The 14710-nt window shown below is 39.6% G+C and carries 12 protein-coding genes; 7 read left to right on the forward strand and 5 right to left on the reverse strand.

What is annotated here, in order from left to right; translation table 11 throughout:
* The 5 genes from murA to FZF08_RS12850 all read right to left on the reverse strand — a co-directional run bounded on the left by murA (window position 1) and on the right by FZF08_RS12850 (window position 6977).
* Window positions 1-1308, reverse strand: coding sequence for a UDP-N-acetylglucosamine 1-carboxyvinyltransferase (gene murA, locus FZF08_RS12830; protein ID WP_159469338.1), 1308 nt, complete (start codon window positions 1306-1308; stop codon window positions 1-3).
* Window positions 1309-1367: 59 nt separating this feature from the next.
* Window positions 1368-2114, reverse strand: a complete 747-nt coding sequence (locus tag FZF08_RS12835; RefSeq protein ID WP_159469340.1) for a DUF4290 domain-containing protein — start codon at window positions 2112-2114, stop codon at window positions 1368-1370.
* Window positions 2115-2290: 176 nt separating this feature from the next.
* Window positions 2291-3478: a hypothetical protein gene (locus FZF08_RS12840; RefSeq protein ID WP_159469342.1), complete on the reverse strand. Its 1188-nt coding sequence runs from the start codon at window positions 3476-3478 to the stop codon at window positions 2291-2293.
* 1 nt (window position 3479) lies between these two features.
* Complete coding sequence (locus FZF08_RS12845; RefSeq protein WP_159469344.1) at window positions 3480-6434, reverse strand: C25 family cysteine peptidase; 2955 nt, start codon at window positions 6432-6434, stop codon at window positions 3480-3482.
* Window positions 6435-6470: 36 nt separating this feature from the next.
* Window positions 6471-6977, reverse strand: coding sequence for a dihydrofolate reductase (locus FZF08_RS12850; protein WP_159469346.1), 507 nt, complete (start codon window positions 6975-6977; stop codon window positions 6471-6473).
* Between the two features lie 238 nt (window positions 6978-7215).
* Between FZF08_RS12850 and FZF08_RS12855 the strand changes: the two genes are divergently transcribed.
* From FZF08_RS12855 to gltX, 7 genes are all read left to right on the forward strand, one after another.
* Window positions 7216-7578, forward strand: coding sequence for a PadR family transcriptional regulator (locus FZF08_RS12855; RefSeq protein ID WP_159469348.1), 363 nt, complete (start codon window positions 7216-7218; stop codon window positions 7576-7578).
* A gap of 33 nt (window positions 7579-7611) precedes the next feature.
* Window positions 7612-10155, forward strand: coding sequence for a PspC domain-containing protein (locus FZF08_RS12860; protein ID WP_159469350.1), 2544 nt, complete (start codon window positions 7612-7614; stop codon window positions 10153-10155).
* Window positions 10156-10230: 75 nt separating this feature from the next.
* Entirely contained in the window at window positions 10231-10914 is a 684-nt protein-coding gene (locus tag FZF08_RS12865; RefSeq protein ID WP_159469352.1) for a head GIN domain-containing protein, read from the forward strand.
* Between the two features lie 164 nt (window positions 10915-11078).
* A complete protein-coding gene (locus tag FZF08_RS12870) occupies window positions 11079-11912 on the forward strand; it encodes an outer membrane beta-barrel protein (protein ID WP_159469354.1) in 834 nt (277 codons plus the stop codon).
* A 42-nt stretch (window positions 11913-11954) separates the two neighbouring features.
* Window positions 11955-12485 (forward strand): acyl-CoA thioesterase, encoded by a 531-nt coding sequence (locus FZF08_RS12875; protein ID WP_159469356.1) that lies wholly within the window; start codon window positions 11955-11957, stop codon window positions 12483-12485.
* 130 nt (window positions 12486-12615) lie between these two features.
* Entirely contained in the window at window positions 12616-12987 is a 372-nt protein-coding gene (locus FZF08_RS12880; RefSeq protein ID WP_159469358.1) for a Rid family detoxifying hydrolase, read from the forward strand.
* Window positions 12988-13143: 156 nt separating this feature from the next.
* Window positions 13144-14694 (forward strand): glutamate--tRNA ligase, encoded by a 1551-nt coding sequence (gltX, locus tag FZF08_RS12885; protein ID WP_159469360.1) that lies wholly within the window; start codon window positions 13144-13146, stop codon window positions 14692-14694.
* Window positions 14695-14710: the final 16 nt, after the last annotated feature.

Consider the following 14710-nt stretch of genomic DNA (forward strand, 5'->3'; position numbering starts at 1 on the left):
TTACAAACGGACAATCTCTGCACCGATTGCATTTAAACGTGTATCGATATTCTGATACCCTCGGTCAATTTGTTCAATATTGTCAATAATACTAACACCTTTCGCCGACATGGCTGCGATTAATAGCGCAACACCTGCACGAATGTCGGGAGAAGTCATACGAATTCCTCTTAATTGTGTTTCGCGGTTGTGGCCGATTACTGTCGCGCGGTGAGGATCACAAAGAATGATCTGAGCGCCCATTTCAATCAGTTTATCCACAAAGAATAAACGGCTTTCAAACATTTTCTGGTGAATAAGAACCGTTCCCTGCGCCTGTGTTGCCGTCACCAAAACGATGCTTAATAAATCAGGCGTAAATCCTGGCCAGGGTGCATCAGCAACCGAAAGCGTGGAACCATCAAGATAATTCTCCATCCGGTATTTTTCCTGTGCAGGGATAAAAATATCATCACCACGGAATTCCATCTGGATTCCAAGTTTCTGGAAAACCTCCGGAATAATTCCCAATTCTGGAATATGGCAATTTTTGATCGTAATTTCAGATTGCGTCATGGCTGCCAATCCGATAAAACTACCAATTTCAATCATATCCGGAAGCATGGTATGCTCCGTACCTTTCAGTTCACTAACACCTTCAATAACCAGTAAATTGGAAGAAATGCCAGAAATTTTGGCACCCATACGGTTCAGCATTTTACAAAGCTGCTGAAGATATGGTTCACAGGCTGCATTATAAAGTGTGGTAGTACCTTCGGCCATAACAGCTGCCATCAAAATGTTGGCCGTTCCTGTTACCGAAGCTTCATCCAAAAGCATGTAAGCACCTTTCAGGTTTTTCGCGTCTACACGGTAAAAACCTCCATCTTCTCCATCGTAACTGAACTCTGCACCCAGTTTTTCAAAACCAATAAAGTGCGTATCCAAACGTCTTCTACCAATTTTATCGCCACCCGGACGAGGAATTCTTCCTTTACGGAAACGCGCCAGCATCGGTCCAAGCAACATCACAGAACCACGGAGAGCCGCAGCTTTCTGACGGAAAGAATCCGATTCAAGATAATCCAGATTGATATCATTTGCTTCAAAACGAACAGAAGAATCGCTCAAACGCGTTTTTCTTACGCCCAGATCTCCTAAAAGATCAATAAGCTGATTGACGTCACGGATGTTAGGAATGTTATGTATTGTTACCGGTTCAGGTGTAAGAAGTACGGCACAAATAATTTGTAATGCTTCGTTTTTGGCACCCTGAGGTATAATTTCACCCTTCAGGCGTCTGTCTCCTGTTATTTTAAATGAAGCCATAGGTAGTTGCAGGCGGTAATATGGAAGTTAAAAACCGGTTGAGAAAATTAGGCCGGATGTTAAATTCCAGGCTTTTTGCGATTATTATTATTGTTGTTACGATTGTTGTTGTTGTTGTTATTATTTCTACCTGCGAATTTATTGTTGTTACTGCTGCTGTTGTTAGGGCGATTCCGGTTGTTATTATTGGGATTGTTCGATCCCTGACGGTCCTGACTAGGCTGCGCTTTGAAGGCGTTGGAATGATTTCCGCGATTTCTGTCCTGATTGCTGTTACGATCTTTCGGAGCAGCATCTACCGGGCCATTTTTACGGATATAATCAATTTCTTCTTTCAGTTGTCCTTTTGTTAAAAGTTCAAGCTGTCCGATTAATACATGATCCTCAGGATTATCCTTGTTCCATGTATTGAAAAACGAACGCATTAAACGGAAGACATAGGAAACAAAGGCAAGTCTGTCTTCAGAATTTTCGGTCTGAATCGCTTTTTGCAGCAGAAGATCAATATTTCTTCCATAATGACGATACATCAGATTATGCTGATTATAACCAACTGTCAATGGTTTTTTACCCAAAGATTCCGGTGACGGCGGCGGATATGGGCTGTCAACGTCCAGTTGGAATCCTGACATGATGTAAAGATCATCCCAGAGTTTGTTTGTATAATCCTGATTATCCCTCATGTTCGGATGTATCTGACGCATGAGTTCAATCAATATGTGCGCGTAGAGATTGCGTTTAGCCTTATCCTCCATCTTCACGATGTGGTCGGCAAGTTTTTGTACGTTGCTACCGTATTCTTTCAAGAGCTTCGAAGATTTTTAGAATTGACAAAAATAAGAAGTTTTTGTGGAAAGTAAAGGTAAAGAGGTGGAGAAGTCGGGTTGGTGGGGTGAAAAATGATTAATATTTACAAGAAACCAAGCTTGCGCCTGTTTGATTGTATAAGCTTAAAAATAGAAATGACCTGGAAAAAGTAGTTCTAATTGTCATAATGAGTAACCCTTTTCATTGATTTATAAACTTTTTCCTTCAACCCATCTTTCGGAATGATTTCTATCCAGGAAATAACAACCAAAACAACCAACAAATTCTTCAACCGAACTGTAATCTGTACATCAGAAATTCCACAGACTATTCCGCATAAAATAAAAAATGTAAAAGGGGACAAGAGCCGGTAACCAGGTTCGTCAAAGTGGCTGAAAATTCTTAGGACGAAAAGAAAAACCAAATAAAAAAATGAGATGATAAAAAGGCTTTTGTTCAAGTTTGTTAAAGCAAAATGGCTTTTTAATTCCTTTATTATCAAAAGTGAAATAAAAATTTGACAGCTGATTCCGGTTAAGAATAACAGATCGATAGACTGAAATGTCGTGTTTCCGAAAAGTGCTGTTTCATTAATCAAACCTTTTGTAAAGGAGATGACATTTTCAGCTATCAGGATATTTCCGTCAAAACGAACTCCACCAAATAATTCTCCGCTGTTTTGATAATTAAGAAGAATATAAAAAAGGAAACCGGCCGACCAGAAAACAGCAAGGACTATCAGGATCAGACTTTTTGACTTTTCTTCTTTCCAGAAATAGTAGACACTATAACAAAGGCATAAAGGAATAATAAAAATTCCTGCATAACGAACAAACATCAACCCGATACCAAGCAGAAATATATAAATGATATTCGATTTTGAGAATTCGGGCTCAGTATTTATTTGATTAAAATGATAAGTCCAACCAAATAAAATCCCCAAAAATAAAGGTTCTGACCAGGTATGTGCCCAGAGTTTAAGGAAGGAGCCAAGGAAAAGAATACAGGCAATTAATATGGATTTATTTCTACCAAGCCAAACGTTTAAAAAGAAAAACAAAATTCCTGTCGAACCAATATTGACTATTTTGGAAGCCCAAAGCACATTGATTTTGGTGAGAAAAGTAACAAAGGCAATGGCTAATGAATAACCAGCCGGGAATGTTCCGTTCCATTGAAATGCAGTTTCATCCAAAATGGTATACCCATGTCCTTCTAAAATGTTGCTGGCAGATTCAAGATAATATTGCGAATCGATGGTTGTGTAATGATTTGGATTGACATAGGCGAGGAGCAAAACCAGTGTGCCGTGAAAAATCCACAACGTAAATAAAGAATAGTTTGGATTCAATTTACCTGACATATCAATGCATCCAGATCAATTGACCGCTCATTCCTTTTTTAGCTTCCGGTGTTAAAGAAATATTTTTCGCTTCAATATTCATTCTATAAAGATAGGCTCCGGCAGAAATTCCTTTGGGTTGCCAGATAAATTCGTTTTTGCCTAAATGTGGAATGATGTCTCTCTTTTCAATTTTATTTCCTGTTTTATCAAAAACCATAATACTCCATTTTTGCGGAGGTTCCGATCCTCTGAATTCGATGTGAAATTTGAAATACTGACCGGAAGGATTTGGCGAAACATAAGCGGAAATAATTTCCAATGTATCGGAGACGGCGATATCAGGAATAATTAAGCCTGTTGAAAAAAGATTATTATTTTTATTTTCTTCAGTTATTTCATTCGCCGGATCGATCGTGAAAGTCCACTTTTCTTTCCCGGATTTTAAAAATTTGTTTGGGATAGTGAAAGAAAGGGTGTCGAGGTAAAAAGCGGATGGTTTTATAAATTGATAAGATTCAGTAGTAATAGAATCTCTTACACGACGGATATTTATTGTCAGATTCTCGTTTTTATATTTTCCGAAATTTACAAGCCCAATATCAACTTTGATCGAATCCGTTTTTGCCGATAACGTCTTTCCATTTGGATTCGAGAATTTTAAAAAATCCGGTTGCCAGGCGTAATCTGGTAAGGTTGCCGGAAATAAACGGATGGCCGGATCACCTTGCAGATTCATTTGTTGTGCCGTAATTCCATCCGAAAGCGTTGGATACTTCAATATATTTCTCCTGATCGCTTCCTTCTGAATGATTCCAAATGATTGATTTGTAAAGGTGGTATCTGCCAGTACATCATAAAATGAATCGGTGTAATGTTTCAAAGAAGATGAAACACCATTGTGTGTATGTGCCAGAAATAAAATCGCACCTTTATTTGGGGTCAAAATCCAGTTATTGCTGATTGTGGAAGGAGAATAAAATGAATTTCCTAACGCGCAGCCATTCATAATGACAGCCGGAAACAAAGAATCATTTTTATAATTTCTTTTTTGATCGTCGGCAAAACCTAGTTCAATATCAGTAGAACTGAGGCTTGAATGTCCGTAAAGCGTGATCAATCCGACACCTTTGTTTAAAATGGTATGCAGCGGAAAATCTTCTTTTAGCGCATTGGTTTGTTTGGAAATGGTAATGACATTACCAACTGACTTTGAAATTGTCTTTTTAAAACTATCAACATATTCTCGATATATTTCCCTTTCAACATTGGTATGTCCGCCGCTGAGATGTAGCATGTTTTTTCGCCAGGGTGCTGCTTTATTCTGACTTTCAAACGCTTTTACTTTTTGTAAATAGTCATAAATGTTTTGAGCGTTCGCAGCATTGACCCTGCCAATCGGAACCAAAGGAACATATTTCAAAGAATCTGCCAGTTCCATGGCCAGCGTAATATCCGATCCCGGCCAACCGGCATTCGGGATCATATCATTTTCTCTGGCTTTTATTTGATGACGAGCCGTTTGTGGATCAATCGATTTTCCAAGTAACAGAACAAATTTTAATGAAGCTTTTGCGTGTAAAAAAGAAATGGCATTTCTGATTCCAAGCGGACCTGGTTCTCCATAATTGAACTGATCAAAAATTTCTTCACTATTCAAAATCAAAGGGTTGAAACTACCACCCGTTTTTGAGGCGCGATACGCCGCATAATCTTCGACGGGGTCTTTACTTTCTTTAACAGGATTTCTAACCAAAGGATGGCTGATGATCAGATAATCTGTTTCAGGATTGCTATTTCGAAATTTTACTATTCTCGGGGTGAGAATCTTCATCGGTTCTTTAATTGCGATAATTTGTGAAGCGCTGTTTATTGGTAAAATTGAATTTGTATTAATCAATCTTATGAGTTGATACGGATTTGAGCAGTCATAAAATTTCCAGTTTTCTGCATTCTTAAAGAGTACAGATTTTTTGGAAGTTTCGGAATTAAAATAAAATCTGTTTTGTAGAGAAGTTTCAGGAAGCGAGATCTTTTGTGGATAAATCCACTTGATATAAGAGACAGAAACTGAACCGGAATTATTAATTGGAACTGCCGAAATGGAAATACTGCCATCTATTGACAAATCTTCTTTATTAAACGAAATGGTAAATTTCTCAGAATTGTAATTAAGCAATTCAACAGTGTTTAATTTCCTGCCAGTTGTTTTTGAATCACCCGTCCAAATCTCAATCTGATGATTTCCTGCATTTCGTCCGACAATTAATAACTCAACTTTTGTCCCGTTAAATTTCTCGAGAATTGCATTTTCAGGAATTAATTTAAAAGTCTCCCTTTGCTCGTTCGCTATGACTTTTCCCGTCCAACCTTCGCCATAATCATAAGTTGTTAGCGCAGTTCCGGTTTCATAATCGCTACCCATTGGATACAAATTCCCGGCTGGATAATGGCTGGTATTAACTTGTAATATCTCATTCAAATGATAATTAATAATAGTTTTCGAAATGTTAGAATCTAAAATTTCGTTTCTTTTTCCAGGAATATTATTTTTATTACAGGTCAAAAAGTAAGATGCCGTATCCGAATACAAACTGTAATAGGTATGCGGCATTGCCTGTGGATTTACATAAAGCGCGGAATCTAAAGCGCCGTCATTCCTTTCTCCAAAAAAAGTGAGATAACCGTCCTGATTAAATTTTTCTTCTGAATTGTTAGTAATCTCTATCGCCACTTCCCGGCCTCTGCGAAAAAGTTGGATAGAAGAAAGAGGAAAAGAGTCGATTGGAAAACCTGCCTCCCGGAGTTCTGATGACGTGATTTTGTAAATTCCAGTTTCAATGACAGGAATACGCAGATAGGTTTGTGAAGTATTGATCCACTCATTTCCATATTTCTTTTGTGCTGAAACCTGCAAAGTGGTCAGGAAAACAAGAAATACGATTTTGAGAAAGTAATGTGTGTACAGCTTTTCCATATTTCCAAAAGAAAATCAGGATGGGCGTACACTGTTTTATGCTTCTTTTCTTACATAAAGATTCATAGAAAATGCGTATTCGTGGCGTTCATCCTTTTCGTGAAATTCAGAGGAAATCAACTCCCATTCTTGCCAATCCAGTTTCGGGAAATAAGCATCGCCTTCGATGGTTGTGTGTACGATTGTCAGGTACAATTTCTCCACCAAATGTAGTGCTTGTTCAAAAACAGAAGCGCCTCCTAAGACAAATACTTCGTTTTCCTCTTTAAGTAACGCAATGCCCTCATTTAAATCGTCGGCACGTTCTGTTTTGTTGAAGTTTTCAAGATTTTTATTTCTGCTTAATACCACATTTCTGTACGAAGAATGTAGTGCATCAGCCGCTTCAAAACTTTTTCTTCCCTGTAAAAATGGTTTTCCATCCGTTACTTTTCTAAAATGTACCCACTCATCCGGCAAGTGCCAGGGTAAGCGATTATCCTGCCCGATTACCTGATTTTCGCTCATGGCGGCGATGATGTATAGGTGCGGTTTATTTGTCATGAAGCGTTTTAGTTGAGTTAAATGATTTGAAAATATAAGGTTAAAATTAATGAATTCTAAAACACATGCTTTTTTTACCGGTCAACCTGATATATAACCACTTATCAAAACACCAAAAAAATTTTTACCTAGTACCTTGCATCGCAAAGTACCTGTGTATACCTTTGTTCGTATAGAAGGTGCAAATCCTGTCTATTAGCCATGAAATAATATTTCATTTAGTAAAACATGACACTGTATGAATATCGAAAATGCCCAAGTGCAGATGCGGAAAGGAATTTTGGAATTCTGTATCCTGCACATCATATCCCGGGGCGAAGTGTATGCCTCGGATATGTTGGATGAATTAACCTCTGCAAAAATGATGGTTGTGGAAGGCACACTCTATCCTCTATTGACACGATTGAAAAATTCGGGTTGGCTGGATTATAAATGGGTGGAATCTTCGTCCGGACCTCCCAGGAAGTACTATGTTTTGACAGATGAAGGAAAGATATTTCTGGATGCTATGCAGGCCACGTGGTTCGAACTTGCGGATTCGGTAAAAACGGTGATTTATCGTACCGGAGAACTGAGTAAGACAGATACTTCTAATTCCTAACTGATCATTTAAAGACCTTCGATTATTTCAATCATGAAAAAGACAATCAGTATCAATATAGGCGGTGTCATCTTCCACATCGAGGAGGACGGATACGAAAAGCTGAAAAGCTATCTCGGTTCTATTCAGAAATATTTTTCTTCATTTGCAGACAGCAAAGAAATTCTTTCAGACATTGAAGGAAGGGTTGCAGAGCGTTTTCTGAACAAACAAAAAGCAGAAGCAAAACAGGTTATTTCACTTACGGATGTTGACGAATTAATTTTGGCTATGGGTACCGTAGCAGATTTTGAAGCGATTGAGCAGGCGGAAGATATTTTCGCAGATCCGCTTCAGTCGGCTACTCCGGGTGCAGCTTCAATACCAAAAGAAGAAAGTTATTCATCTGCATCAACAGCATCAGCTCCAAATACAGAATCAAAAACAGCAGCAAACCCTAAAAAACTAATCAGAGATCTTCGCAGAAAATTGGTTGGTGGAGTGGCAGCTGGTTTGGGACATTATTTTACCATTGATCCACTCTGGGTAAGATTAGCCTTTTTATTCGCAGTTATTGGTTTGCCAGCCGGATCAGGTATGTTAAATCTGAACATGGAAGATGAATTTGGTCCATTATCGGGTTTTGTTGTCTTGGTCTATATCGCCATGTGGATCGCTTTCCCAGGTTCTACAACTTTGGAAGAAGATACCAAAATCAAGAAATTTTATCGAAATCCGGATCGTAAAGTCGTTGGTGGTGTTGCTGCCGGTGTTGCCTCTTATTTTGGAGTTGACTTAGGCGTTGTACGTTTCTTATGGGTACTTTCCATTTTCGTATTCGGCTCAGGGGTTTTGATTTATATCGTTCTTTGGATCATTGCGCCTGCGGCAAATACGCTGACAGAAAAAATGGAAATGCAGGGAGAGCCCATTACGCTTTCCAATATTGAATCAAATATCAAACAAAGTCTGAACCTAAGTGATAAAGGAGGTGAAGAAAATCCGGTAACCAGAATTCTGCTTTTCCCTTTCCGTGCGATTGCTTTAATAATTCAGGCATTGGGGAAGTTATTCAAAGGCCTCGGGCCCGTGCTTAGGATACTGACAGGCGGATTTTTGGTACTTATTGCAGCTGTATCTTTATTTGGTATTGTCGTAGGTGGAGCGGTCGTGATGGGTTTTGCAAACGTAGCAACCTTTGACGGAATGCCAGTCCCTTTCAGGATTTTTCAGGAATTGCCATCGAGTTTAATTTTATCTGGACTTCTGGTTTCTGCGGTTCCTTTGGTAACTTTTCTTTTGTTAGGATTAACACTTTTATCAAATAAGAAAATCGTTAGCGGCTCCGTTTGGCTTACTTTATTAGGACTTTGGATTGTAGGGATTATCGTTGCAACCGTTCAGGGAGTTGCATATCAGCAGAATTTTGCAAAACGCGGAGAATTTACAACCTCTGAATTTTATGCGGTTCCGGCAGGAATGCTTACGCTTGACGAACAGGATAATGACGAGGATGAAAGTATCGATGTAGATATCAGACTTGTCGGCTACAATGGCATTGATAGTCTGAAACTTGATAAAAAGATGACATCAAGAGGGCGGACAAAACAGGATGCCGGAAAAAATGCTTCCGAACTGATGTATAAGGTATCTGTGAAAGATTCTGTATTCACTTTCCCGGAAGGGCCAACATTAGGAGCAACCGGGAGGTTCAGAAACCAGCAGATTGATCTGACCCTTAACATTCCTTACGATAAACCTTTTATTATTTCACGATCAATCTGGTATTCGATATCACATTATTACAGTAGCAATCACCATCTGGATACGTATGATTTGGGTGACGATGACATAAACTGGAACAATCTGCGCTGGACAATCCGCAGGGATTCAGGATTGGTCTGTTTAAATATTCCTGCAAAATATGTTCGGGTAGATGATAATGACGATGACAACAACAATAATGAAAATTATTCTGTTGATGACAACGATGATGATTTCACCCTGGGTGATCGTGGAAATTATATTAAACAATTTCCGGTGAAAGATTTCAAAAAGATAAGCATCGGAGGCGCTTATTCGATCAGCATCAAACAAGGAGCAGAGTTTAATGTTTCAGCAGATGGTGACGAAAAGGACGTAGATGATCTGAAAATATACGAAGAAGATGGCGTTCTTAAAGTTAAAGGAAACGCTGGTTTTAGTCTGTTTGGAAACGACGGAAGAAGAGTTGGTATCGTGATAACCATGCCAACGGTTGAAGAAGTTTCTATTTCAGGTGCTAATAAAGCTAAAATTTCAGGATTTAAAGGTCTTTCTAAACTTAGCGTTGATTTGACCGGAGCTTCTAAAACAGATATTGATGTTGAAACCAACCAATTGACAGTTGAACTCACCGGCGCTTCAAAAGCTACATTAAAAGGATCCGCAACGACTGCTAATTTTGATCTGACCGGAGCTTGTAAATTAGTAAGCAAAGGAATGAATATCCAGAATGCGGATGTATCGGCAACTGGCGCGTCAAAGGCGGATTTAGGACATATTCCAAATTTGAAAAAGGATGCTTCGGGTGTAAGTAAAATAGAATCTCAGGATTAATCAGGATACTGATGCAACCTATTTTGCGGATTTGACATCATGCTAGCGTAATCAAAACCTAAAAAGAAATTAGACATGAAAAAATTACTTTTATTCGGCTTATTCTGTTTGTTATCAGCGGGCGCATTCGCTCAGGAAAGCCGTACATTCCCTGTTTCTGATTTTAGCAAACTTTCCATGGGAAGCGCTTTTAAAGTGGATGTGAAACAAGGGAAACAATATAGTTTGAACGCTTCCGGAGAAAGTGACGATGTAAAAGACCTGGAAGCGAAAGTTGTTTCAGGTGTTTTGAGAGTCGGTTACAAAGGTAACAACTGGAACAAACGACGTAAAACGGTTAACATTACAATCGTGATGCCTGCTTTGGAGGGTGTAGATTTTTCAGGCGCATCAAAAGTGGTTGTGAATAAATTTGTGGGCACAAAAATGATGGCTATTGAAGTTTCAGGTGCTTCGCAGGTTACAATGGATTTCTCTGCCCCAAAAGTTACTTTTGAGCTTTCAGGAGCTTCGACGCTGGCGATCACAGGACAGGGAAGTGTTTTAAACGGTGAAGTTTCCGGTGCTTCTTCTTTTAAAGGTGAAAGTTTCCCTGCAAAAGATGTAAACATTGATGCTTCGGGAGCAAGCAGTGCATACGTTGTGTCAAGTACAAGCGTCCATGCAGATGCAAGCGGTGCAAGCAGAATTCGCTATTCAGGAGATGCGAAGGACATTCATTCCAACACCTCGGGTGCCAGTTCTGTGAAAAGAGATTAATTTTTTTAAGTCAAAATAGTATAAATAAGCCGGCATCGTCCGGCTTATTTTGTTTTATACCGAATTAGAAATTCACTTACAGAATAATTGATGGGTAATATATTTGGGGACATTGTTAACTTAGCACCCGGTTATTAAATTATTGTTCAGTTTGACAGTATCGCATGAAACGCATATTTGCTGGTTTGATTTTATTATTTTACTCACTGCTTGTTGTTGGACCTGTAAAGTCCCAGTCAACAGTCAGTGAAAGGTATTTACATCCTTTTGGCGTTTTCAGTTTGACAGGTGGGGTAGGTATTGCTTATTATCAAGGCGATTTGAGAACCAAAATTAACAGACATCTTGGATTAGGTCCGTCTGTTTCGATTGGCGCTTTGTACCGGTTATCAGAACATTTCAGTGCACGTGGTGAATTGCGTTTTTACCAGGTTTCTGCTGATCAGAAATATGACCCGAATTATATCCAGAATCTTTCTTTTAAAACGACAAATCCGGATATAAATATTGGAATTCAGGCGGACATGTTCGCCTATAACAGACACAAGAAAACAAATCCTTATCTTCTGGCAGGTGTTGGTGTTACCTATATGACGCCCACAGCTGTGCTGGATGGGAAACGTGGTAGCCTGGCTCCTTTACATACAGAGGGGGTTAAATACAGTCGCCTGCCATTGGTTTTTATGGCGGGAATAGGTGTGTCAACCAAAGTTTCAGACCGGTGGAGGGTTGGACTGGAACTTTGCAATAACTTCGTAAATTCAGATTATCTGGATGATGTAAGTACTGTTTATCCGGACCCGGCAACTTTGTCAAGTGATATAGCCCGCCGCCTTTCTGACCGTTCTTCTGAAATAGGACAACCGGCGCAACAGCCAGGATGGCACAGAGGCAGTCCAAAACGTAAGGATAGATATCTTTTCTTTCAGTTTCGTGCCAGTTATTTAATAGGAACAAAAAAAGAAGCACATGAGCGCAAAGCAGTTCGCTGCCCCTAACCGCTAACTCCTAATTGCTAAAAGCTAACAGAATCAGCCCAAATGCTAAAATCGAAAAATCCGAAGCAGTCGGAAGTTACCATGACCGAAATGGTATTACCCAATGATACCAACACACTCAACAATTTAATGGGAGGCCGGTTGCTTCACTGGATGGATATTTGTGCGGCGATTTCTGCACAAAAACATTCAAACCGCATCGTGGTAACGGCATCTGTGGATAACGTTTCTTTTACTGAACCGATTCGTCTGGGAAACATCATCACGATGCATGCGAGGGTAACACGCGCTTTTAATTCTTCCATGGAAGTATTTCTGGAAGTTTGGGCTGAGGATATTCCTGCTGGGATCCGTGTGAGTACCAACCGCGCTTTTTACACTTTTGTTGCCGTAGATCAAAATGGGAGGCCTATTGAAGTTCCGCCGCTTTTGCCAGAAACTCCCGCAGACGAAGAATTGTTTGTTAGTGCGCTCCGCCGACGTCAGTTGCGACTTGTTTTGGCTGGCCGGATGAAACCTTCTGAGGCTGTCGAATTAAAAGCATTGTTTGAAATCAAAGAAGACAAAGCATAACCCATCTTTTTTTGGTAATTTTGCCATTTGTTAAGCAACCTTTTAGTGTTAAAAAGTCGTTCAGCTTAATATCTAATCGTTTTGTTTAACGATAGCATGCCATTTTAAAACGCTCTCATTCAATACAAATATGCCAAAAGAAATTATTTTTTCTGAAAAAGCACCGGCGCCAATCGGCCCTTACAGCCAGGCTGTTAAAGTAAATAATACGTTATATGTTTCCGGACAAATTGCTTTTGAAGCTTCCCAGTTGGGAAATATCAAAATTGAAGCGGGCGCAGTAATGGAAAATATTGGTCACATTCTGAAAGCCGCAGGCTTTGGTTATGAGAATGTTGTAAAGTCAAACATCTATCTGAAAGATATGAATGATTTTACAGTCGTAAATGAAGTTTACGGTCAGTTTTTCACAAACGAACCACCGGCTCGCGAAACAGTCCAGGTAGCACGTTTGCCAAAAGATGTGAATGTGGAAATTTCGGTGATAGCCGTAGAATTATAAGTCAGGGAATTGTCAAGAAGTGTCAGGAAATTGTCAAGGATTGTCAGGAAATAGTCAGGGGTTGTTTACGATAAATGACAATTTCCTGACAATAAATGACCACCCCTGACTACCCTTCACCACTTCCTGACAGATATATTTAATGTTGAAATAATAATGAATAAATTACCAGTTCGGGTGAGATTTGCCCCTAGTCCAACAGGACCACTCCATGCGGGAGGTGTTCGTACGGCTTTATATAATTACCTTTTTGCCCGTCAGCAAGGCGGACAAATGTTGTTGCGTATTGAAGATACAGATCAGAACCGCTTTGTACCAGGAGCGGAAGCTTATATTTTAGAAGCTCTTGAATGGCTTGGAATTGAAATTGATGAAGGTCCGCAACAAGGCGGTCCTCATGCTCCTTACAAGCAATCGGAAAGAAAACCCATGTACCGTGAATATGCTGAGAAGCTGGTTACGGACGGAAAAGCATATTACGCATTCGATACGGCTGAGGAATTGGACGTAATGCGTAAACGCCTTGAAGAAGCGAAAGTGGCAGCGGTACAATACAACGCCATTACGCGCCAGGAAATGAGGAATTCGCTTACACTTTCTCCCGAAGAAACAAAAAAGCTTCTTGAAAGCGGTGAACCTTATGTGATCCGGATGAAAATTATGCCTAAGGAAGATATTCGTTTCAACGATTTAATTCGTGGCTGGGTGGTTGTGCATTCTTCACAAATTGATGATAAAGTTTTGTTGAAATCTGATGGTATGCCTACTTACCATTTGGCGAATATTGTGGATGATCATTTGATGGAAATCACACACGTAATTCGTGGAGAAGAATGGCTTCCATCGGCTCCTTTGCATGTTTTGTTATATCGGTATTTGGGTTGGGAAAGTACAATGCCGCAATTTGCACATTTGCCTTTGCTGTTGAAACCCGATGGAAATGGAAAACTATCCAAACGCGATGCTGATTTGGGAGGTTTCCCGATTTTTCCATTACAATGGACAGATCCAACCACGGGCGATATCGCAAAAGGTTTCCGTGAAGAAGGTTATTCTCCGGAAGCAACGGCTAATTTCCTTGCGTTATTAGGCTGGAATGCCGGAACCGAACAGGAAGTTTTCAGTATGGATGAAATGATCAAACTTTTCAGCTTTGAAAGAGTGCACAAAGCCGGAGCGAGATTTGATATTCAAAAAGCAAACTGGTTCAATCAGCAATATCTTAAACAACAGGATGAAACTTCGGTCATTGAAGAAATTAAGCCACTTTACGTGGCAAAAGGTATTGAAGTAAATGACGATCAGCTTGCTCAGATTGTACATTTGTTAAAAGATCGCGTTCATTTTACAAAAGAAATTGTTGCAGAATCTCTTTTTCTTTTCAGCGCACCGGAAGTTTATGACCAGGATGTTGCCATTAAGAAATGGAATGAAGATGCAGTAAATGCAGTTTCAAATTTCAAAGATGCACTGGAAGGTTATGAGGGCGACTTTGTAGCTGAAAATATAAAACATGTTCTTGCTGAAAAGATGGAATCGGCAGGCATTAAAATGGGTAAAATCATGCAGGCATTACGCCTTGCAGTGACCGGCGCTGGCGCTGGACCGGATTTAATGGTGATCATGGAAATTTTGGGTAAAGAACAAGTAATTGCAAGATTGGCTCAGGCGCTTGACCGTTTGCCTGCCCAAATTCGCCTGGCATAATCATAAAATAACCGTT

The sequence above is a fragment of the Dyadobacter sp. 3J3 genome, from assembly GCF_009801115.1.
GTDB lineage: Bacteria > Bacteroidota > Bacteroidia > Cytophagales > Spirosomataceae > Dyadobacter.